18 protein-coding genes and 1 riboswitch are annotated in these 22,205 nt (G+C 60.7%); of the genes, 10 read left to right on the forward strand and 8 right to left on the reverse strand.

Annotation, left to right across the window (positions count from 1 at the left end):
• Positions 1-24: 24 nt before the first annotated feature.
• Positions 25-1,533, reverse strand: a complete 1,509-nt coding sequence (locus DMO26_RS01410) for an ABC transporter substrate-binding protein (protein WP_117190512.1) — start codon at positions 1,531-1,533, stop codon at positions 25-27.
• Between the two features lie 248 nt (positions 1,534-1,781).
• Between DMO26_RS01410 and DMO26_RS01415 the strand changes: the two genes are divergently transcribed.
• Together DMO26_RS01415 and DMO26_RS01420 are read left to right on the forward strand one after the other, a co-directional pair.
• Positions 1,782-3,632, forward strand: coding sequence for a sulfatase family protein (locus DMO26_RS01415; RefSeq protein ID WP_117190227.1), 1,851 nt, complete (start codon positions 1,782-1,784; stop codon positions 3,630-3,632).
• Between the two features lie 33 nt (positions 3,633-3,665).
• Complete coding sequence (locus DMO26_RS01420; protein ID WP_117190228.1) at positions 3,666-5,327, forward strand: glycoside hydrolase family 3 protein; 1,662 nt, start codon at positions 3,666-3,668, stop codon at positions 5,325-5,327.
• A gap of 32 nt (positions 5,328-5,359) precedes the next feature.
• Here DMO26_RS01420 and DMO26_RS01425 read toward each other — a convergent pair whose 3' ends face one another.
• From DMO26_RS01425 to DMO26_RS01440, 4 genes are all read right to left on the reverse strand, one after another.
• Positions 5,360-6,316, reverse strand: coding sequence for an aliphatic sulfonate ABC transporter substrate-binding protein (locus tag DMO26_RS01425; protein ID WP_162894679.1), 957 nt, complete (start codon positions 6,314-6,316; stop codon positions 5,360-5,362).
• Between the two features lie 61 nt (positions 6,317-6,377).
• The gene (locus tag DMO26_RS01430) at positions 6,378-7,148 is read right to left on the reverse strand and encodes an ABC transporter ATP-binding protein (protein WP_117190229.1); all 771 of its coding nucleotides are present in this window, start codon (positions 7,146-7,148) and stop codon (positions 6,378-6,380) included.
• Positions 7,145-7,879: an ABC transporter permease gene (locus DMO26_RS01435; protein ID WP_205421168.1), complete on the reverse strand. Its 735-nt coding sequence runs from the start codon at positions 7,877-7,879 to the stop codon at positions 7,145-7,147. The genes DMO26_RS01430 and DMO26_RS01435 overlap by 4 nt, the downstream gene beginning before the upstream one ends.
• Before the next feature lie 121 nt (positions 7,880-8,000).
• Positions 8,001-9,437 carry a sulfatase family protein gene (locus DMO26_RS01440; protein ID WP_117190231.1) on the reverse strand — a complete coding sequence of 479 codons (1,437 nt, stop codon included), beginning with the start codon at positions 9,435-9,437 and terminating at the stop codon, positions 8,001-8,003.
• A gap of 155 nt (positions 9,438-9,592) precedes the next feature.
• Between DMO26_RS01440 and DMO26_RS01445 the strand changes: the two genes are divergently transcribed.
• On the forward strand, positions 9,593-10,630 hold the full coding sequence (locus DMO26_RS01445) for a LacI family DNA-binding transcriptional regulator (RefSeq protein ID WP_117190232.1): 1,038 nt from the start codon (positions 9,593-9,595) through the stop codon (positions 10,628-10,630).
• A 140-nt stretch (positions 10,631-10,770) separates the two neighbouring features.
• Here DMO26_RS01445 and DMO26_RS01450 read toward each other — a convergent pair whose 3' ends face one another.
• Positions 10,771-12,267, reverse strand: a complete 1,497-nt coding sequence (locus DMO26_RS01450) for a sulfatase family protein (RefSeq protein WP_117190514.1) — start codon at positions 12,265-12,267, stop codon at positions 10,771-10,773.
• A 43-nt stretch (positions 12,268-12,310) separates the two neighbouring features.
• Positions 12,311-13,318: a LacI family DNA-binding transcriptional regulator gene (locus DMO26_RS01455; RefSeq protein ID WP_226951151.1), complete on the reverse strand. Its 1,008-nt coding sequence runs from the start codon at positions 13,316-13,318 to the stop codon at positions 12,311-12,313.
• A 140-nt stretch (positions 13,319-13,458) separates the two neighbouring features.
• On the opposite strand from DMO26_RS01455, the gene DMO26_RS01460 reads away from it, so the two are divergent.
• Entirely contained in the window at positions 13,459-14,130 is a 672-nt protein-coding gene (locus tag DMO26_RS01460) for an SDR family oxidoreductase (RefSeq protein ID WP_117190516.1), read from the forward strand.
• 262 nt (positions 14,131-14,392) lie between these two features.
• On the opposite strand, the gene DMO26_RS01465 is transcribed toward DMO26_RS01460, so the two are convergent.
• Complete coding sequence (locus DMO26_RS01465; RefSeq protein ID WP_117190233.1) at positions 14,393-15,346, reverse strand: formylglycine-generating enzyme family protein; 954 nt, start codon at positions 15,344-15,346, stop codon at positions 14,393-14,395.
• A gap of 388 nt (positions 15,347-15,734) precedes the next feature.
• On the opposite strand from DMO26_RS01465, the gene DMO26_RS01470 reads away from it, so the two are divergent.
• From DMO26_RS01470 to DMO26_RS01495, 6 genes are all read left to right on the forward strand, one after another.
• Positions 15,735-16,289 carry a DUF3299 domain-containing protein gene (locus tag DMO26_RS01470; protein WP_117190234.1) on the forward strand — a complete coding sequence of 185 codons (555 nt, stop codon included), beginning with the start codon at positions 15,735-15,737 and terminating at the stop codon, positions 16,287-16,289.
• A gap of 259 nt (positions 16,290-16,548) precedes the next feature.
• Positions 16,549-17,754, forward strand: coding sequence for a zinc metallochaperone GTPase ZigA (zigA, locus tag DMO26_RS01475; protein WP_162894664.1), 1,206 nt, complete (start codon positions 16,549-16,551; stop codon positions 17,752-17,754).
• Positions 17,755-17,797: 43 nt separating this feature from the next.
• Positions 17,798-17,991: riboswitch (cobalamin riboswitch) on the forward strand.
• Positions 17,992-18,099: 108 nt separating this feature from the next.
• Positions 18,100-18,891 carry a (2Fe-2S) ferredoxin domain-containing protein gene (locus tag DMO26_RS01480; RefSeq protein ID WP_117190517.1) on the forward strand — a complete coding sequence of 264 codons (792 nt, stop codon included), beginning with the start codon at positions 18,100-18,102 and terminating at the stop codon, positions 18,889-18,891.
• A gap of 10 nt (positions 18,892-18,901) precedes the next feature.
• Positions 18,902-20,407, forward strand: coding sequence for an ABC transporter substrate-binding protein (locus DMO26_RS01485; protein ID WP_117190236.1), 1,506 nt, complete (start codon positions 18,902-18,904; stop codon positions 20,405-20,407).
• Positions 20,404-21,318 (forward strand): ABC transporter permease, encoded by a 915-nt coding sequence (locus DMO26_RS01490; protein WP_226951152.1) that lies wholly within the window; start codon positions 20,404-20,406, stop codon positions 21,316-21,318. The genes DMO26_RS01485 and DMO26_RS01490 overlap by 4 nt, the downstream gene beginning before the upstream one ends.
• Positions 21,318-22,088 (forward strand): ABC transporter permease, encoded by a 771-nt coding sequence (locus tag DMO26_RS01495; RefSeq protein WP_117190237.1) that lies wholly within the window; start codon positions 21,318-21,320, stop codon positions 22,086-22,088. Before DMO26_RS01490 ends, DMO26_RS01495 begins: the two co-directional genes overlap by 1 nt.
• Positions 22,089-22,205: the final 117 nt, after the last annotated feature.

Below are 22,205 nucleotides of genomic sequence, written 5' to 3' on the forward strand. Positions count from 1 at the left end.
AAGGTCATGAGCCGGGAGGGTGGCTCATTTCGCCTTCGAGAAATCGCGGATATGTGGAACCGCGTTGGTGGGATGTAATTTCACGACTGTCTGCTTGTTCGTCAGATAGATGGTGTCACGCCTGTACCAAGGTGCGAAAAAGGCATTTTCCACCATATAACGGTTGAGATCCTTGTAGCCCTTGATCTGTGCGTCGCCGACTGCGTGCTGCGTTGCGTCGAGCATCTTGAGGAACTGAGGATCCTTGACCTTGGACGTATTCCACGCGGCATTCGGATAACCGAACTTCTGGTATTCGGTCCAGGAGCCCTGATAGCCGAACTGGAAAACATAAGCGGGATAACGGCCGGACCTCAGCTCAGGTATGGTCGCGTTCGGCGCGACCTTCTCCCATTGCACCGTTATGCCGATATCCTTGAGCTGCTTCTCGACGATCGGATTGAAGCTGGCGAAATTGGCAAGCTCCGGAAGAACCAAGGCAAATCCCTTGCCATATCCGGCGTCCGCCAGAAGGGCGCGCGCAGCCTTCGGATCATACGGATAGACTTTATCGAGTTCCGGCACATAAGCGCTGCTGCCTGTGGGGAAAATCTGATCGCTCAGGCGACCATAGCCCAACTCGACGAATTTGAGGATCGAGGCCTTGTCGAAGGCCATGTTGAGGGCCTTGCGGACGCGGACGTCGGCAAGCGGCGGCGCAATCTTGCCTTCGCGGTCGGCAATGATGAAGCCCAGCCAATTGACGTCGTTGCGCTGCACGACAAGGCCATTGGCCTCGGCGTCCGCCACGGTTCGCGCCTCTCCGAGACCGGCGTCGACCTGACCCGATTTGAGAGCATTGAGGCGGGCGACCTGATCATTGATCGGCGTGATCGTCACGCGATCGAAGGGGAAGGCCCCCGAGTTCCAATAATCGGGATTGCGGTTATAGACATATTGGCGGCCGGGAACGGAAATCGAGGCATCATAGATATAGGGACCCGAGCCGATAGGGTTGTTCGCGAAGCTCTTGACGCCGAGGCTGGCCGGCGAGGCCATCGCGCCGCCGACCACGGTCAGGTTGTCGATCAGGCTGGGGTCCGGCTCGCTGAGGTTGATGCGCACCTCGGTGGGGGAAACCACTTCCACGTCGGAAATCAGTGCCGCCATGAAACTGTTCTGGCCGGCGCCCTTCTTGAGATAGTCGAGATTGGCCTTGACCGCATTGCCGTCGAAGGGTGTGCCGTCGGTGAACTTCACCCCCTGGCGCAGCGTCAAGGTCAGGACGCTGTTGTCGCTATTGTACGACCAGGCCGTCGCGAGATTGGGAACAACCTTGCCGTCAGGCTGCATGACCAGGAGCGTGTCCAGGACGGGCTGCCAAAACTGCATCTGATTGGCGATCATCAGCTGCGCGCGATCGAAACTGTTGTTGTCGAGTATCGCCGCGATCGCCAGTGTCTTGTCGTCGTTTGCGACTTGTCCCATGGCCGGCGAAACCACTGCAGCCAAACCCATTGCCGCGGCAGCCGCCGCGAACACGATACTACGCATATTTCCTCCCTTGGTGTCCTGCTCGGCCGCGGCCTTCATCGAACCCACGACCGGCATTTCTCCCATGCACGGGATATCATTCGGCGCGATTAACGAGAAATGCAAAGAACCGCTTGAGCGATAGATCGAACTCATACCTCGCGTCCCCGCCCATGATGCATTTTGTTTATCGCTCGCGCGTCTTTTGTCAGTCCTCGCCGCGTTTTGGCGATGTTATCGAATTGGCAAAGAACGGCGGAGGACGAGGGATGGCTGACCGGCCGAACATTTTGTGCATCGTAAGCGAGGATTGTCCGCCCCGGCTCGGCGCCTATGGCGATCGCCTGGCGCATTCGCCCAATCTCGATCAGCTGGCACACGACGGCGTCGTCTATGATACCGCCAACTGCACCTCGCCTGTCTGCGCCCCGTCGCGCTTCGCCATTCTGACAGGCCGTCACGCGGAAAGCTGCCCCAGAGCACAGCACATGCAGGCCTTGGCGCAGCTTCCGGGGGAGTTCCTGACATATCCCGCCGAAATGCGGAAAGCCGGCTACTATTGCACCAACAATGCCAAGACCCACTATAACTGCGATATCGACCCGGCCGAGATCTGGGACGAATCCGGCAGATCGGCCCATTGGCGCAACCGACCCGACGGCAAACCTTTCCTCGCCGTATTCAATTGCATGACTACCCACGAGTCCTGCACCTTCAAGGACCAGCCTGGCGCCGTACGACCCGAAGACGTCGTCCTGCCATCCTACGTACCCGACACCCCGGGCATGCGGCAGAGCCTGGCGCGGCAATACAATGCCATCGCACGCATGGATGCCGAATTGGGCCGGCATCTCTTCGACCTCGAGGCCGACGGCCTCGCTGACGATACCATCGTCTTCTATTTTTCAGACCACGGTTCCGCCCTGCCACGCTCCAAGCGCTATCTCTACGATGAAGGCCTCCGGGTACCCCTGATTATCCGCGTTCCGCGCAAATGGCGCCAACTGACGCCACATGCCCCTGGGACGCGCGTCAGCGCTCCGGCGTCGCTGGTAGACCTCTTCCCCAGTTTCCTCGCGATTGCCGATCTGGACATGCCTGAAGGGCTGCACGGTGTCCCGCTGCTGGGATCAAGGGCCGCTCCGCGGCAATACGCCTTCAGTGGTCGCGACCGGATGGGCGAACGTTACGACCTCAGCCGGTCCGTCCGCTCGGAGCGGTACCGCTATATTCGAAACTACACGCCGCATCGTCCGCTCGGGCAATATGTCGCCTACGAGTGGCTCGGCGCGCACTACCAGGACTATGAAACGGCGCATCTGACAGGCATTCTCAATCCTGCACAGGAGCAGTTCTGGCGGAAGAAGGCGACCGAAGAATTCTATGATCTCCGATCCGACCCCGACGCCACGATCAATCTCGTCGATGACCCGGCGTACAAAGCCCTGATCGACGATCATCGCGCTGCGCTGGATGAGCATATGCATGCAATATGCGACACGGGCTTCATCCCGGAACACAGCCCGGTGGAAACATGGGAAGCGAGCCGGGATGAAACCCTTTACCCGCTCCCGGAGATCATGGACCTTGCCCTCGCGGCCGCCGGCCGAAAGGAGAAGAATTCGCCGGTCTTTCTGAGCAAGCTGTCGCATTCTTCGCCGGTGATGCGTCATTGGGCCGCCAAAGGGCTGCTGATGCTTTCCTCTGCGGGACAGCGGCTGCCGGATGGCCTTGAGACCGTCTACGAGAATGAGAAGGACCCGCAGGTCTGCATCCCGCTTGCCGAGGCGCTTGGCCATGCCGGGGATGCCCGTCACTGGGTGAGCGAGATAACGCAGATCCTTCGCGCGGCATCCGACCCGCGCATCAAGTTGCAGGCGCTCGATGCCCTGACCTGGTTGCCGCCATTTCCCGACATCTCGCTTGCCAACGTGCGTGCGCTCCATGACGATGACGATACCTACCTCAGGCAGTCATCCGACTATTTGGCGCAACGCCTGGATGGAACCTACAAGCCGACCAACATCATCTTTGACCTGAGCAGGCTCGATGCCGAAGGGCAGATGGGTAAGCAGAAAGCCAGCACGACCCAGCAGCAGCCGCATCCGATTTCCCGCTGAGCGTCGCCGAATATCGGTCCGATTGGAGACATCATGCAACTGATACTGAATCATCTGACAAAGGCTCCCTTCGATCTCGACCGCGAGGCCGTCGCCTGGGTGGAGCGCATGTTCCGGACTCTCGACGAAACGGCCCGCGCCGCGCAGCTTTTCAATCTCAACTCCCGCGGCACCGACAGGCAGACGGAGATCGCCCGCATCCGGCATCTGAAGCCCGGCGGCATCACCCGCTTCTTCAACGCCGACGGCGCGGGAGAACGCGAGCATATGGCTGCACTTCAGGCCGAGGCCAACGTGCCAATGCTGGTATCTGCCGATCTCGAAGGTTCGCGCATGAGCCTGCCCTTCGGCACGGCCGTTCCCAACCCGTTGGCCCTCGCGGCCGTGGACGACGTTTCGCTGACCGAAGCGATCTCCGATCTCATGGCACGCGAGGCCCGCTCCGTCGGTATCAACTGGTCCTTCACCCCTGTCCTCGACATCAATGCGGCGTTCCGCAGCCCGATCGTCGCAACCCGAGGATTTGGCTCCGACCCGGCACTCATCGAGCGCCACGCCTTGGCGCAGATACGTGTCTTCCAGCGCCTCGGCCTCGCGGCGACGGTCAAACATTGGCCGGGTGAGGGTTACGACGAACGCGACCAGCATCTCGTCACGACGATCAACCCGCTCTCGATGAAAGAATGGCGCGCCAGCTTCGGAAAACTTTACAAGGCCGCCATCGATCAAGGCGTCAAATCGGTGATGTCGGCCCACATCGCGCTGCCGGCTTACATCTTTGAACGCGACGTGCAGGCCGAGGAAGAAGCCTACCTGCCGGCTTCGGTTTCGAAAGCCCTCAATCTCGATCTTCTGAGAGGCGAACTTGGCTTCAACGGCCTCATCGTTTCCGACGCGAGTGAAATGGCGGGCCTTTCGAGCGTCATGCCGGCACGTGAAGCAAAGGTCGAGATCATCGCCAGCGGCTGTGACATGGTGCTCTTCTCCTCGGATCCCGAGATGGAAATCGCCGCAGTTCGCGATGCGGTCCATGACGGGCGCATTACCGCGGAACGTTTTGTCGATGCGGTTACCCGAGTCCTCGCTCTGAAGGCCTCGCTTGGGCTGCATCAAGACGTCAGGATGCCGGCCTATATCGTTGATAGAGCAGCAAAGAAGATGGCGGAAGATGCCTTCGCCCGTGCCCCGACACTGGTGAAGGATCGCCACGCTACCCTGCCCCTCGACCCCGCGAAGCACCGGCGCATCCTCGTCGTGTCGGGCGGGATCGTCGAGCCCATGCGAAGCGCCCGGCTGGATTTCGAACTGCCGACGATGCTCGAAAACGAGGGCTTCGCGATCACCCTTCATCGCTACGGCACACCGCTCGATACGGAGGGACAAGACCTTGTGCTCTATCTCTTCGGCGAGGAAACGCTTTTGACGCGCGGGCGCATCTTCCTCGACTGGCTCTCACTCCACGGTGATTTCCGGGCGGCCATGAAGCGCCCGTGGACGGGGCTGCCGACGGTGATGATCTCCTTCGGCTTCCCCTATTATCTGTACGACGCGCCGCGAATGCCCGCCTATATCAATGCCTATTCGACCCACGAAGCGATGCAGAAGGCCGTACTGGAGGCCCTGATGGGCCGAACCCCGTGGAACCGCAAGAGCCCGATAGACCCTTATGCCGGTGCACCCGATGCGCGATTTTGAATTGGCCGGCGTTGCCACCGGCCGGCATTTTCTCAGGCGTTGACGAAGAGGTTGCCCGTATAGAACTGCTCGGGCGGCAGCGGGTCCTTCACCGTTCCGAATTCCTGGAACATCTTGTTGAAGTCGCTCAGCCACTTGTTGACGGTGCCATCCTTCGTGAAGGCGTCCAGCTCCTTGCTCGTCAGCATCTTGCGGCTGCGGGCGACCTTGTCGGTCGCATCCGCCGGCGCATTGAGGAAGGCCGTGGTGATCTGGATCGAACGATCGAGATTGGCCGCGCGATAATCCATCGCCTTCTTCATGACGCGAAGGAATTTCTTCACGAGATCCGGATTCTGCTGAACGATCTCGTTGCGGGCGACGAAGGTGTTGATGAACGAAGTCTGCGGATAGAAATCCTGATTGGAGGCGAGTTCCTTCATATCCGGAACACGCGGCTTGATCGTGTCGATCAGCGGATACCAGATGCCGGCACCGTCGATCTGCTTCGAGGTGAACGCGGAAACCACGGTTGCCGGATCCATCGGCACCACTTGGATGTCACCGATCGTCATGCCGGCCTTGGTCAGCGCCATGCGCAGGATCATGTCGCCGGACGTACCCTGCGGAACGCCGACCTTCTTGCCCTTGAGATCCTTGATCGAGCCGATATTGCCCTGGACGATGACGCGGTCGGAAAAGCCGATATCGTTGACGCCGATCACCTTGGCGCGGCCGCTCGCGGGCAGCCAGAGGGCGCCTGGACCGATCGTTCCGAAATTCAGGCTGCCGGCGCCCATCGCCTGAATCTGGATCGGGCCGTTGGTGAACACCTTGACCGACGGCGTAATGCCTTCGGCTTCCCAAAGCTTCTGATCCTGGGCGATCGCCAGCACGCTGGCATTCGGGAAATCGGCGATGTAGCCGATCGTCATGTCGGCGGATTGGGCGATCGCCTTTCCGCCGATCGAAAACGCGCTCGCGCCCGCGACGGCCGCTGTCGTCTTCATGAGGTTACGTCTCGTCAGCATGTTCATTCCTCCTTTTAACAGCCGATTTTGGCAGCAACGTTCAAGCCGCGGCGGGGTGATAGACCGACCGCCAGACCTCGTTGCGCAATGCAGAAAATTCCGGCGAAAGACGCATCTCCTCGGTGCGCGGATAGGGCAGATCGACCGGAACGATCTTGTGGAGCCGGCCCGGGCGGGCGGCCATGACGACGACACGGCTTGCGAGATAGACCGCCTCGTCGACGTCGTGGGTGATGAACATGACGGTACGCCGCTCCGCTTCCCAAGTGGCGAGCAGCTGATCCTGAAGCTGGACGCGGGTCAAAGCATCCAGTGCTCCGAACGGCTCGTCCATGAGCAAAATCTTCGGGTTCACGGCGTAGGCACGGGCGATCGCGCAACGCTGCTTCATGCCGCCCGACAGCGTCTTCGGCAGGGACTCCGCAAAGTCGCTCAAGCCGACGAGGCCGATGAAATGATCGGCGATCCTCCGGCGTTCCGCCTTCGGATGGCCTGCGATCTGCAGGCCGAATTCGACGTTCTCACGGACTGTCAGCCACGGGAAGAGTGCGTATTGCTGGAAGATTACGCCACGCTCGGGACCGGGGCCTTTGACCGGGATGCTGTCGACCAGAACCTGGCCGGATGATGGGTTGGTGAGGCCGGCCGCAATGTTCATGGCCGTCGACTTGCCGCAGCCGGACGGGCCGACTACCGTGATGAACTCGCCGTCCTCGATATCGAGGTTGAGGCCTTGGAGCGCATTGAAAGATGTCTGGCCAGCAATATTGAACGTCTTCGCGACGTTCTGGAACGAGATTTTGATGCTCATAGTTTTTCCTGCCAGGCGGTCAGCACGCCATCGAGCGCCATGACGATACGGTCCATGACGAGGCCGAGAACGCCGATCGCGACGAGGCTGACGAAGATAGTCGGAAGATCGTAATAGAGCTGGGCCTGCTGCATGCGGAACCCGAGGCCGGATTGCGCCGCGATGAGTTCGGCCGCGACGACGGTCGCCCATGACGACCCGAGGCCGATACGGCCTCCGACCATGATATAGGGTAGCGACGCCGGCACGATGACACGCCGGAAGATGACGAAATCGTTGGCTCCGAGGACACGGGCGGCATTGATCAACGTCTTGTCCACATTGACTACACCCTGATAGGTCGCCACGACGCTCGAAAGAAACGACGCCAGGAAGATGACGAAGATCTTCGGCGTCTCGTCGATGCCCATGGTGACGATCGCCAGCGGAATAATGGCGAGCGGCGGGATGGTGCGGAAGAACTGTACGTAAGGTTCGATGACGCCGCGGGCGATGCGATACCAGCCCATCAGGAAACCGATGGGGATCGCCACGGCGATGCCGAGTGCAAAGCCCGTGAAGACGCGGCCGAGGCTTGCCAGCGCATCGGACCAGAGAAGTCCGTTTTGCGCTTGGATAACCGCTTGCCGGGCGACCGCGAGCGGTGTCGGCAGACCGACGACGCCCTGCGAGGTGACCGCGGCCCAGAGGATGATGCCGGCCACTACGGCGGTGACGTTGACCGCCAGCATTCCCACCGGGCGCGACAACAACGATGGACGCGATACCGGTTCGGGTTTTTCCTCGGTCGTTGAAACTGACAAGGTCATGCCTCCCTCGCGAAAGCGTGTCCGCATTGGTGAAATTGCAGTCTCATCGGACACCCGCCATGACGTCGCGCGTCTTGAAGTTGGACTCGATCAGCCAGTCGCGCATCACGTCCAGGAGTTCGCGCTTCCGTTCCGCATAAAGCGGATCGCTCCAGAGGTTCTTCACCTCCTTCGGATCGTTTTCGAGATCGAAAAGCTGGCCGTCGGTCGAGCCCTTGAAGTGGACGAGCTTCCATCGGTCGCTTCTGACCCCCGTCATGAACTCGACGCCGCCGGCCATCGCGACGTCGCCGATCTGTTCGCAGAACACATGAGCGCGGGGTGTCCAGTCCTTGCCTTCAAGCGCCGGCCTGAGGCTCTTCGCCTCGAACGATTTCGGTGGCGTGATGCCGGCATATTCGAGAATGGTCGGGCCAAGGTCGAAGAGCTGGCAGAGCCCGTCGATCGCACGTCCGCCCTCGAACCGGTTCGCCGTGGACCAGATGACGGTCGGTACCCGGGTGACGATGTCGTACATAGACCATTTCTGGATCAGCCCGTGCTCGCCGAGGCATTCGCCGTGATCGGAGGTGAAGATGACGATGGCGTCTTCCAGATAGCCGCGCTCCTTGAGCGCTTCCAGCAGTTCGCCGACCTTCTCGTCGATCAGCGTGACGTTGCCGAGGTAATGCGCCCAGAGCCGCTGCATCTGGTCCGGTGTCGGATCGAGGCTCCAGACGACGGAGTCGTGGTCGACCTCGACGTCGTGCTGGCGTTTGTCCTTCAGTTCCTGGTGAAGCGAGTCCAGTTCTTCCTTCGTCGGCCTCGGCAGCGGCAGATCGTTGCGCCTGAGGTAGGGTTCCGTATAGCGCGCCGGCGGATCGAACGGCGGATGCGGCCCCGGAAAACCGACCTGCAGGAACAGCGGTTCGGTCGGCGGATAGGTGTTCACCCACCATTTCGCCATGTTGCCGACGAAGGCGTCGGAGTGAAGATCTTCGGGCAGATCCCAGTCGAAGCAGCCGAGCCGATCCCGGTAGTCGTCAAGCTTGCGATAGAGCTCGCGCTGCTGCTTGACGAGGCCATTGGCGGCGAGCGCCTTGTCCCATTCGTCGAAATACCAGCGCCCTTCCATATAACGGTCCTTGTTCTCCACCACGTAGCGCTCGTGGAAGCCGGAATCCGAATTGTAGGGAATGGTGTGCATCTTGCCGACGTTGACGCAGCGATAGCCCGCCTCGCGCAGTTGCTCGACCCAGGTCCGCTGCCATTTCTGGCCGTTCGCGAGAACGCCCGTCGTATGCGGATAGTAGCCGGTGAAAAGGCTTGCCCGCGAAGGCACGCAGCTCGGCGCCGTGATGTGGCAGTTGGTCAGCGCCACGCCCTTTTCGACGAGCGCATCGATGTTGGGGGTCATGGCATAGGGAAATCCCAGCGCTGCTATGGAATCGTATCGCTGCTGGTCCGTCATGATCAGAATGATGTTTGGCCTTTCAGCCATAGGTTCTGCTCCTCCGCGCCGCCGTTTGCCGGCCTGCACAATCCATCAAACGAAAGAAAGGGGTTGTTCCGGGTCTTTCGCTTGCCTCGCCACTAAAACGATGGCACAAAGTGAACGTTAACGCAACGATCACCCAGATGGATTTTTGAATTCGAATGACGATCGATATTATCGACAAGGAAGCGCGCAACGTCCCGACCCTCGCCTCGATTGCGGAGCGGGTCGGCGTTTCGGTCAATACCGTTTCACGGGCCTTGCGCGCGCCGAACACGGTTCGCGTCGAGCTTCGCCGTCGCATCAACGCGGCCATGGAAGAACTCAATTACGTGCCGAACCGGCTTGCCGGCGGGCTATCCGGCACGCGATCAGATATCGTCGGCGTCGTCGTGACATCGCTTTATTATTCGGAATTCGCCAGCATCATCGACTCCCTGCAATCCGCGCTTCTGGAACGCGATCTGCAGGTCATGCTGGCGAATACGCGCTACAATGCCGACCAGGAACTGCGGCTTGTCCGCTCGATCCTCAGCTGGCGGCCGGCTGCGGTCGCCATCATCGGGGTCGACCATCCTCCCAAGGTCGTCGAGCTGCTGAAAGCGTCGGGCATTCCGATCATCGAGATGTGGGATACCGGCGGCGACGTGATCGACACGGCGGTCGGCTTCGACCACACGCAGGTCGGCGCCGCCCAGGCCGATCACCTGATTGCCCAGGGCTATCGACGGATCGCCTTTCTCGGCAGCGTCCGCGAAAACGACAAGCGCGCGCAAAAACGCCTGAGCGGGCTGGAAGCAGCAGCAGCAGCCGCAGGACTTCCCGAGATCACCAAGCACACTGCGCAACAGGGCGGCAATCCCGAGCTTGGAGAACGGCTGGCCACCGAACTCCTGGAACACCACCCGGAAATCGACGCGATTGCATGCAATAGTGATGTCGTGTCGTTCGGGGTTCTCCGTGCACTGAAAAAGCTCGGCAAGCGCGTGCCGGAGGATATCGGCGTGATTGCCTTCGGAGACAACGAAGCAGCCGGCTGCGTCACGCCTTCTCTGACGACGATACGTCCTGACCGGGAACGGATCGGCAAGCTGACCGCCGAAGCCATCGTCGCCCGCATCAACGGTTCCGAGCCGAGGATCACTATTGTGGACTGGCAGCTCGTCGTGCGGGAAAGCACGCAACGCAGCACATTATAAAAGCATGATGCCCCGCAGGATCTCCACGCGAAACTTTTTGGAAATTGCCGGCGGCATCGAAGGTATCATGCATGACGGCTCCGGTTTTCACATAGGCCTCTTTTTTGCATGAGGCCATCTCTGCGGAATGCCTATCCCCGCTATTCACCTCCTTGGCGAGCTGCGCTTTCCGGCGTGCGGCCGGAACCGGCGCCGAGCTTGACGCTCGCAAGTGTCCAGCCCTGCGTCCGAAGCGAGCCTCTGATCCGCCATTTCAGGATTTCGTTGACGAGTTCCTGTTTGATCCCTTGGTGAGCCGGATCGCCCCAGAGGTTGTCGATCTCCTTCGGATCATTGTCCATATCGAACAGCTGCCCCTCTTCGCTGTCGACGAAATGGACGAGCTTGTAACGCTGGCTGCGGATCATCGTCATGAATTCCGTGCCGTTGAAGATGCGGTCGCCGGCATGCTCCGAGAACACGAATTTCCGCGGTTTGCATTCCTCCCCGTTTAGGTACGGCACAAGCGACTGGGCCTCCATCCAGGCCGGGACGCTTAGGCCAGCGAGTTCCAGGATGGTGGGCGCGAAGTCGAACAGCGAGACAAGGTCGTCGACCACCCTGCCCTCCGCCACGCGGCCCGGCGACCAGACAATCGCCGGCACACGGACGCTCTGCTCGTACATCGACCATTTTTGGCTGTGGCCGTGATCGTTCAGGCTGTCGCCATGGTCGGAGGTGAAGATGATGATCGTATCCTCGAGCACGCCGCGCCGTTCGACCGCCGCGATGAGCTTTGCCATCTGGGCGTCGATCATTGAGACATTCGCGAAATAATGCTGCCGCTGGCGCCGAAGTTGCTCCCTTGTCGGATTGGGCAGATGGACCACCGCATCGTGATCGACGGCAAGATGCTGCTCGCGCAACTTCCGGAGCGCGGCGGGCTGAGCGGCGATATCCTCGTCGCTGAGAATCGCCTCAGGCAGTTCGGCATCCGCGTAAAGATCGAGATATTCTTGCGTGGGATCGTAGGGCGGATGCGGCCCGGGGATGCCGACCTGCAGGAAGAACGGTTCCTTGCCCGTATACGAATCAAGCCACATCTGCGCGAATTCGGGAACGAAATTGTCCGAATGCAGATCCTCGGGAAGTTCCCATACGAACGCGCCGAGCGAGGAGCGATAATCCTCACGCCGGCGATAGGTGACGCGGCTCGGCTTCTCGAAACCGCGCGCCCAGATCGCCTTGTCCCAATGATCGAGAAAGAACGGCAGGCGGGCTGTCGCACGGTCCTTGTTCTCCACCACGTGCCGCTCGTGGAAGCCGAAGGAATCCTCAAACGGCGAGGTATGCATCTTGCCGATATTGACGCAGCGATAACCAGATTCCGCCAACAGCTGGACCCAGCTGAACGCCCAGGGTTCGTCATTGCGGAACACGCCGTTGGTATGGGGATAAACGCCGGTGAAGAGGCTCGCACGCGACGGCGCGCAGGACGGCGAGGTCACATAGGTCTGGCGAAAATAAGTCCCCTCCTTCACCATGCGGTCGAGGGTCGGCGTCTGCATGTAAGGAAAGCCGCCCGCGGCGATCGTGTCGAAGCGCTGCTGGTCCGTTATGACGAAAATGATGTTCGGGCGCTTTTGGGGCTTTGCCAACTTTTCCTCCATGAATTGACGACTTCGGACATCGGGCCCCGATCTAGCCGGAAGCGCGCACGATGTGTTCGAAGCCGAGATTGATCGATACCGGGACGCCCTCGCCCCGGAATCTTTCCAGCAGAAGCAAGCCGGCCTGCGCGCCGATTTCTCGATCCGGCGGGCGGATGGAACTCAAGGATGGCGACGAGGTCGCTGCAAAATCGAAGTCCCCATAACCGCAGAGCTTCAGATCCTCCGGCACGCGAATGCCGAGGCGACCCGCCTCGAAGAGCGCTCCGAGACAAACCATGTCGTTCGAAAAAAAGATCGCCTGCGGACGCGCGACCCGACGCATCAGGTCGGCGAGCGCCGCGGCACCTCCTCGCGAGGATGCCCGTTCCGGCAGGACGAACTCTTCGAGGTGAAGGCCCTCTTCCCGCGCAACGTCACGAAATCCGGCGCCACGATCAGCGGCCCGATGATCGCCGGGAAGAGCTACGAGTGCGAGCCCAAGACTGCGCACGCCGAGGTTCGCGAAATGCCTTGCTACGTGGCGGCCGACATCCCGATGCGAGAAGCCGATATTACTGTCGATCGCACCTTGCAGATATTCGCCGACCTCGACCACCGGCAGGCCATCTTCGACCAGCAACCGCAGCGTGCCGCGCGAATGATGCCGACCGACCAGCACGATGCCCGCCGGAGACCAGGAGAGAAGCGATTTCACAAGCTCCTCCTCGCGCTCCGCAGAATAGTCGCTGGACGCCAGCATGACCTGATAACCTTGGCGATTGAGGACCTTGCTCAGTTCCTCCAACATCAGCGCAAAAACAGAGTTGTTGAGTGTCGGCACGACGACTGCGACCGCCTTGCTGCGCTTTGCCGCGAGGCTGCCCGCCATCACGTTCGGGACGTAATCCAGCGTGCGTGCCGCCTCCGCGATCCGTAACCTGATCTTCTCCGAAACCGCGTCCGGCTCGTTGTAAGAGCGCGAAACAGTCGTGACCGAGACGCCCGCCATGCGCGCGACATCGGCCATTTTCGGGCGGCGCGACATGGGTTGCTTCAATGTATCGCTCCAGTAAAAATGAAAACGCTTCCATCAAAAATATCTAAGGATTCTTCATTGATTAGTCAACAAAAACTGCGCCTTGACGGAATTAATGGAACCGTTACCAAATGCATGTATACGAATCGAACGAGCAATCCATGGCCACCGTATTGATTACCGGCTGCGACCGCGGCCTTGGCGAAGAATTCGCACAACAATATGCGAGCAAGGGCGATCGCGTGATTGCGACCTGCCTCCATCCGGAACAGCTGTCGGCCAGGCGTCAATTCGGCTCGAATGTGGAAATCGTCAGGCTCGACGTGACGGATGAAGAAGCCGTCCTGCGGCTTGCCGGCGATCTCCAGGGGCAGAAAATCGACATTCTCATCAACAACGCCGGCATTCCCGGCCCGCACCACCTCCTCCAGCAAACGGATATTCAACTCTGGCGCAGGATGCTGGAGGTGAACCTGATTGCTCCTTTCGTGGTATCCCACGCATTCGTCGAGCACGTGGCACGTAGCGAGCAGAAGGTCATTGCATTCATTTCCAGCCGAATGGGCTCGATCAGCCTCAACAACACAGGCAGTTCCTATGCTTACCGCTCCAGCAAGGCCGGCCTCAATATGGTGATGAAGAATTTTGCGATTGATCTGGGGCCACGGCAGATCTGCGTCATCGGCATACATCCCGGCAAGGTCGCGGCCGCGGGAGAGAGCGGCCTATCGGTTGCCGCGAGCGTCGAGCGCATGCGCAGCGTGATAGAAGAGTCCGGCCCGCACCAGACGGGAGCTTTTTACAACTACAATGGCCAGATCCTGCCATGGTGACCACGGCCCGGGGAAATCGCGAGCCGGAACGAAAAACCTAGGCGGTCGTCGTGATGGTGTAAGCGGATGCGGCACGTCGTCCCACCGGAAAGCGGCTGGCCGAATTGCGCGGCCCGCAATTCGCCAAGGCGACGGGCTGTCTCCTGATGCCGGTGTCGAGAAGATGTCGCGGAGCATGCTGCTGACGGACGAAGATCGCTGGCCTTGGCTGGATCCGATCCGGAGGCGCCAGTCTTCACCTACGTTGGCTCTTCTACGGTCGTCAAACGCTTCCGTGCTCTGTCGGCCGGACATCGTAGGCGATGCGGAAGCCGGTATTGCTGGAGGCGCTGTCGGGCGATAGGCCCATGCGGGCCGCTATCCGGTAGCGGTAGCAGTAACTCTTGTGGCAGAGGAACGATCCGCCCTTGAGAACCTTGTCGGCATGCTTCTTCGACTGTTCGTTGCGCATCTTTGCCGGACGCGACAGCGAGCGGATGCGGAATGGATCGCTCGTCCACTCCCAGACATTGCCGGCGAGATTATAAAATCCGTCGTCGGTCGGCGCGAAACTGCGTGCCGGCGCGGTGCCGAAAAAACCGTCGGCCAGCGTGTTGTGGTGCGGGAAGCCGCCCTGCCAGATGTTGCAGAAGACGTTTTCGTCGGTCGGTTCCTCGTCGCCCCAGGGATAACGGCGCCGGCGGTTGCCGCCGCGTGCCGCGTGCTCCCATTCCGCCTCGGTCGGCAAACGGCCGCCGACCCACGCCGCGAAGGCAAGGGCATCGTTCCACGAAACCTGCGTCACCGGGTGGCTCATGCGTTTTTCGATCGAACTTCCAGGGCCTTCCGGCATGTTCCAGACTGCTCCGTCGACCCGAGCCCACCAAGGTGTTTGAGCAACGTTCTCGGCAATCAGCCTGCTGTCCTGTAGCAAGCCCGCAAAGACCGCAGCGCAGCCGAATTTTTCCGATTCAGTGACATAGCCCGTCGCAGCAACGAACTCGGCAAAGCGGGCGACAGTGACGGTTTCCGCCTCCAGGAAGAAATCGTTGACGGTGACCCGGCGCTCCGGTCCTTCACCATCGACAGTCAGAATCGGTTCGTGAGTTCCGACAAAGGTCTCACCACCCGTGACCGCAATAACCTCGCCGGCCCTGCCGCGCGAGACAATCTCCGCAGCCTCGCCCGATCCCCCGTTTCCATCGTTTCGGCTGACTGCCGAACAGCATCCGCTCATCTTATCAATCCAAAATCCTTCATGTCGCCGAACCGCGCCTCCGGAACTACCTGCCGCTGCCGAGAGCATTTAGAGACGGAACGTGTACGTGCCGCCCCGTGGCATGGGTGCCAAGGCTCCCGTCTCGCGCGAACCCTTTCGCGGCAAGCGGCCGTGGATCGCAGGTTCGATGCGGAAGACGTTTATACCTCCATGAGAGTTGCGCAAGGTCTGCAGGATCGGCATTTCCGCCCGCTATATTTAAACGGAAACAGGTGCCGTGAAGCCTGGCGAGAAATTTGTCATCACTCCGAACGACAGCTTTGACGATCGAGCAGTCTTGGGCGTAACATTCAGACGCCGAGGGCGAAAAAGCTCACTCGAGTATCGAGCTCATGGAGAGGCAGTGATGAGAGTCTGGCTTCGCCTCCTGAAATCCGCAGCGATCGCGGCGGGCTTTGCCTGTGCGGCATCAGACACCTTCGCGGGGCCGCAGTTCATTCAATGGAATGCACTTAGACCTGCCGGTCAATCCGATGCCGACCTGCCCCTGCCCGGCATGGCTTCAAACCGTCTGCAGGGGGAAACGCTTGCATGGCGTGACGAAACACGCACCGTTGCGTTAACCGGGTTCATCCTCCCGATCGACCAGGACGGTGATCTCGTCTACGAATTCATGCTGGTTCCTTGGGCGGGGGCGTGCAGCCACAGCGCCCCTCCTCCGCCCAATCAGTTGGTTCATGTCGTCTCGGATGAGCCCTTTCGTATCTCCAAGATCTACGAGACGATCACCGTGACCGGCGCTCTGCGGCCTGGCTTGGATAAGGTACAGCTCTTTATCATGGACGGCGTGCGCGTGCTCGACTACGGATACAGCATGAGCCACGGTCACGTGGCCAGGGCTGCGGGCACGGTGGATCCGGATTTACGCTCTATATCGCCCTTCGGCGTCATGTCCCGCTGATCGATCCTCGCTCTTGAAGAGCTGCGTGTCACTGAGAGATACGCAAGCGCGGCCGCCATCTCCGCCTCTCCTCGCCGAACGCGACGCATCACCTCGAAGAAGTCGCGGATCGGCTTGGCTCATCGCATCCTCGGGGATTGACAGCGACCGAACATGTAATGTTATTACAATCGCGAAATAGCGTGTTACGTAATAACATATCGCATGAGGCGGCGACCTATTTACGTTCGTAATGTTATGTCATCTAGATTGGGTGAGAATGATGAAAAAACTTCCCGTCACGGTCCTGTCCGGCTTTCTCGGTGCCGGCAAGACGACACTCCTCAACCACATCCTTGCCAATCGCGACGGGATGCGGGTGGCGCTCATCGTCAACGACATGAGCGAGGTCAACATCGACGCGGCGCTGGTCAGAGATGGCGGCGCAAACCTGTCACGGACACAGGAACAGCTCGTCGAAATGACCAACGGCTGCATCTGCTGCACGCTGCGCGACGATCTCCTGCAGGAAGTGCGGGCACTCGCCGAACAGGGCCGGTTCGACTACCTGCTGATCGAATCGACCGGCATTGCGGAACCCTTGCCGGTAGCGGCCACCTTCGATTTTCGTGATGAGAACGGCCGAAGCCTCTCCGATGTCGCAAAGCTTGACACCATGGTGACGGTGGTCGACGCCGCCAACCTGCTGAGGGATTACGGCTCGTCGGAATTCCTTGCCGACCGCGGCGAAACGGCGGGCGACGGCGACAACCGGACGCTGGTCGATCTTCTGGTCGAGCAAATCGAATTCGCCGACGTGGTTGTCCTGAACAAAATCGAAACGGCGACACCGAGCGAGCGGGATGCCGCGCGCAAGATTATCGTCGCACTCAACCCGGATGCCAGGCTGATCGAGACAGACTTCGGCAGGGTGGAGCTCAAGGAGGTGCTCGGCACCGGCCGCTTCGAATTCGCCAAGGCCGAGACGCATCCCCTGTGGTTCAAGGAACTGCACGGTTTCAAAGACCATGTGCCGGAAACGGAGGAGTATGGTATTCGCTCCTTCGTCTACCGCGCGAAACAACCTTTCGACCCCATGCGCTTTCAGCGGTTTATCGACCGCTCCTGGCCCGGTGTGGTGCGAGCGAAAGGATTCTTCTGGCTGGCGACGCGGCCGCATTACGTCGGCGAGATCAGCCAGGCGGGCGCTCTGGTGCGCACCGGCAGGATGGGGCTTTGGTGGTCCTCTGTGCCGAAGCAAGAGTGGCCGCGCGATCCGCAATTCCTGCAGACGATGCAGCCCTACCTCGATCCCATCTGGGGCGACCGGAGGCAGGAGATCGTCTTCATCGGCGCAGACCCGATGGACGAGGCAAAGATCCGTGCGGAGCTGGACACCTGCCTGATCGACAGTCTCGTCTTCATGCCTGAACTATGGCGCAACCTGCCCGATCCCTTCGCAAGCTGGGACCGCCGGGCGGCATGAGAGCCTTAAAAAATGAGGCCGGTTGACAGCCGGTATGGGCAGTGTAGGTTCTCTGGCGTCATGGTTCTTCCGTCGTTGGCGGAAGCTAAGAGGGAATCCGGTGCGAAACCGGAGCTGTCCCGCAACTGTGAGCGGTGAGCCGTTCGTCCAACATGTCACTGGCAGAAATGCCGGGAAGACGGGCGATGAAGGCTTTGACCCGCGAGCCAGGAGACCTGCCTGACAGAAGAGAATTCCGTGGTCGGGGTGTGCCACAGGAATGAAGGTGCATTGATTTCCGGTGGTTTTCCGGATCTGGGTGCGCCGTCATTTTTGCTGCCTCCTCGCATTTTCGAGATTGAGGCAGTGAGCGCAGACCGTAACCTTCCTGACGTCGCATTCAGGCGCGCGATCCTGCTGATCGCCAAGTCCGCCTTCGCTGCCGCGCCGCATCTGCAGATGCAGCGGCTCGCGGATCTCGTGACGGCATTCCAGCCCGGGACCGTTGTTCGTTTCGCGTTTACCGAACAAGGCACGCCATCCCTTCGCGAAGCGCTGTCCGCCCTGCTTGACGAAAACCTCGACGGCATCGTCATCGTGCCTCTCGTCCTGCCGATGGAGCCGAGTTTTCATATCTGGCTGACGAAATCGCTGAAGCGCTGGAAGTCATCGGAAGAACGACAATGGCCGGCACTGTCGATCGCCAGGGATATCGCCTCCAGCGCCCTGATGATGCCGCTCATCCGCAACCTACTGGAAACCCAAGAAGAAATCGACGTATCGCTTGGCAGGGCGTCCATCGCTGAAGGCTCTCTCGTTCCACCTCAGAAGCGACGTGTTCTCGTCTGCGCCGGCGGCGCCTGCAATTCAGCTGGCGCGGACGTGATCTGGAACCATCTGCGAAACCAGCAGGAGCGCCGGAAGCTGCGAGTAACCGGCGACGGTACCATGACCGCCAAGTCCACCTGCCTCGGCCCCTGCAATCTGGCACCCGTCCTGCAGGTCTTTCCCGAAGGCACTTACTACGGCGGCGTCAACGAAGAAGCAGTCGACCGGATCATTACCCGACATCTCCTCGATGGCCATGTCGTCGAGGACTTCGCCTATTACCCGACGGGCCGCAAGCAGCGGCTTCGCGCCCCACCAAAACAGAACTGAGGAGAGAGAATTGCCGCCCAAATTCATGTCGCAACTGGTAAGCGCCTGGCTTGCAGCCGCATCCCTAGCCGCCGCAGGAACGGCCGTCGCCGCCGAACCGCTTCGCGTCGGCGCCACCTATATTACCAGCGGGACCGATCCAGCCAAGGGATCGAACGGTTGGGCGCTGGTCAGCCACGGCGTCGGAGAAAATCTCTTCACCGTCGACAAGGACGGGAGGCTCGTGCCCGAACTTGCCGAAAAGGCGGAGCGCACAGGTGATCTCACGTGGACGATCACGCTGAAGCCCGGCCGCATGTTCTCCGACGGCACGCCGGTCGCCGCCAAGGCGCTGGCGGCCGGTTTCGAAAATACCTTCGTCAACAACAAGGCTGCGCTCGCGACCGGCGGCAAACTGACCTTCAAGGCAATCGACGACCTCATCCTCAAGGTGAAGACCGAAAAGCCGGTTCCTTACATCCAGGCGCTCTTCGCCGAATGGCCGCTGATCGCCTACAAGCCGGCGAGCGACGGCAATGCCGTCTTTACCGGACCTTACAGGATCGAAGCTTTCAAGACAGACGCTTCCATCACGCTCGAACCGAATGCTCGTTTTCCGGGGGTGGACAAGCGTTCGCCGGTGAACTTCCACAAGTTCGGCGATGCACAGACGATGACGCTGGCGCTGGAATCCGGCGAACTCGACCTCGCTTTCGGCCTGCCGTCGGAAGTCGTGAGCCGCCTCAAGGCCAGTCCGGACCTGACGATCAAGTCCTTCCCCGTGGGCTATCAATATCTTGCTTTCCTCAACACCGCTCGTCCGCTGCTTGGCGACGTCAAGGTGCGCCGGGCGCTCGATCTCGCCTTCGACCGCAGGGAACTGGCCGCCGCGATCAATGGGGGCGAGCCGGCCAGCGGCGCATACGCGGCCTATTTCCCATTTGCCGGCAAGGAGGCGCGACCGACCGACCTTGCAAAAGCCGCAGCCCTGCTCGATGAGGCCGGCTGGAAGAAAGGCGCGAGCGGCATGCGCGAGAAGGACGGCAAGCCGCTTCGCCTCCTCGCCATCACCTATCCCCAGCGCCCCGATCTCGTGACCATGCTTCCCGTCGTGAAGGCGGAACTCGCCAGGATAGGCGTGGCGACAGACACGCAGGTGGTCGAAAACATCCAGCAGGTCGCTTCGGCCGGCGATTTCGACATCGCGCTCTGGGCTCAACATACCGCCCCGAGCGGCGACCCGGCCTTCTTTCTGAATTCGATGTTGCGCAGCGGCGCGTCGCTCAATTATGCGAAATATGCGTCACCGGAATTCGACGCGATCCTCGACCGCTTCGCCACCGAAGGCGACCCGGTCAAGCGCGTGACGATCGCGCTCGATGCGCAGGCGAAGCTCTTTGCCGATGCGCCGGCATCCTTCCTGGTCTCGCCGGTATGGTATGTCGGCATGTCGAAGCGACTCAGGAATTACGAACCCTGGGGGTCCGACTATCACGTCCTGCGCGCCGACATCGGCGAGGCGAAGCAGGCGCGATGAATCTGGTTCGGTTCGGCATCCGGTCGCTAACGGGCCTGTTCGCGGTTTCGCTTGCTTCCTTCGCCATCATCACCATGATGCCGGCCGATCCGGTCTCGATTGCCATCCGTGTCTGGAACCTGCCGGCAACAGACGAGACCGTCGCCGCACTGCGGGTGCAATGGGGGCTCGATCAGCCCCTGTTACCCCGCTACTTCCGCTGGCTGGCGAACTTCGTGACAGGCGATTGGGGCCGGTCGTTTCGGACGGGAGAATCGGTTATCGCGGAATTTGTGGAGAGGCTGCCGGTTTCGCTTTCGCTGGGCATGGCGGGGCTGGCGCTCGCCATCGTCCTCGCAATCCCGCTCGGTTTTTTCGCGGCGGCATATCCAAGGGGCCTGGCAGACCGGTTCAGCCGGGCACTTTCGGTCTTCGTCCAGGCCGTACCGGGGTTCTGGCTCGGACTTGTCCTGCACTGGGTACTCGGGGTTCAGCTGCGCTGGATCAGGCCGTTCGCCAACGATTGGACGGCAATCGTTCTGCCGGTTCTGCTGGTTGCCCTGCATTCGGTCGCCGTGCTCGCGCGGGTCTACCGCCGCGATCTGACGGAAACGGCCGCGCAGCCGCATTTTCGCACGGCGCTTGCCAAGGGCCTGTCGGAAAGACAGGCGCTTTGGCGGCACGGACATCGCGGCGCAATCTATGCTTTGCTGGCCGCTGTACGTTCGGAAGCAGGCTGGGTGATCGGCAGCACAGCGACGATGGAGATCCTCTTCGGCCTGCCCGGCATCAGCCAGTTTCTAGTACAGAGCATCGCCGCACGCGACCAGATGGTGCTGCAGGCATATGTCATGGTGATCGCCGTCTGGATGCTGATCGTCAACGGCGGCGCCTATCTCGCCATGCGCCTCCTCGATCCCCGGCTTGCCTGATGCTCCGTTATTGTCTGCCCGCGGCACTCGCGGTCTTCCTGATCCTTGGCGGCTTCTGGCAGCCCTATGATCCCGATGCCGTGGACATGTTTGCTCGTCATTCCGGCATGACGGCGGAGCATCTTCTCGGAACCGACCATCTCGGGCGCGACCTTCTCTCCCGCATCATGGCCGGCGGCTCGCGGACCGCTTGGGTCATCCTCTCGGTCGGCTTCATCGGTTTCACGGCCGGCACCTTCCTTGGCACTGCCGCGGCAATCCTCGGAAGCTGGCGCGAGACGACGATCCTGCGCTGCTGCGAGTTCTTCATCATGGTGCCAACGCTCGTCGTCGCCCTTTCGGCCGCGGCGATATTCGGCCTCTCGCCTTTGAGCGCGGGCCTGGCGCTCGGCCTTGCCGGCATCGGGCCGCATGCATTGCTCGCGCATTCGCTGAGCAAGCGCGTGCTCGGCCAGCCTTTCATTCTCGCGACACGAAGCCTTGGCGTCTCGTCGTCCGGCATGATCACCCGGCACCTTCTTCCCAACACACTGCCGTTGATATTGGCCTATACGGGAAACCAGGTGGGCCTCGCGATCATTGCCTATGCCTCGCTCGCGTTCATCGGACTCGGTGCGGACCCGTCGAAACCTGACTGGGGCTCGATGCTGTTCGAATATCGCGTATTCATCTTCGACCGCCCAATGCTGATGGTCTGGCCGGGGATGGCAATTGCCGCCACGGCGCTCTGCATCAACGTCGCATTCGAAGATTGCGACCGAGTTCTCTGAGAGCCAAGTCAATCGAGCGGCGCCTGCATCAAGCGCCTTGTCAATGCTTTTGCCGACAACGCCGCCATGGAAGCTCTCCCGCGCGACGTGCCGGTGACTTTCATTGCGCAAGACTGC

Origin of the sequence: Rhizobium terrae, assembly GCF_003425685.1 — a bacterium.
GTDB classification, from domain to species: domain Bacteria; phylum Pseudomonadota; class Alphaproteobacteria; order Rhizobiales; family Rhizobiaceae; genus Neorhizobium; species Neorhizobium terrae.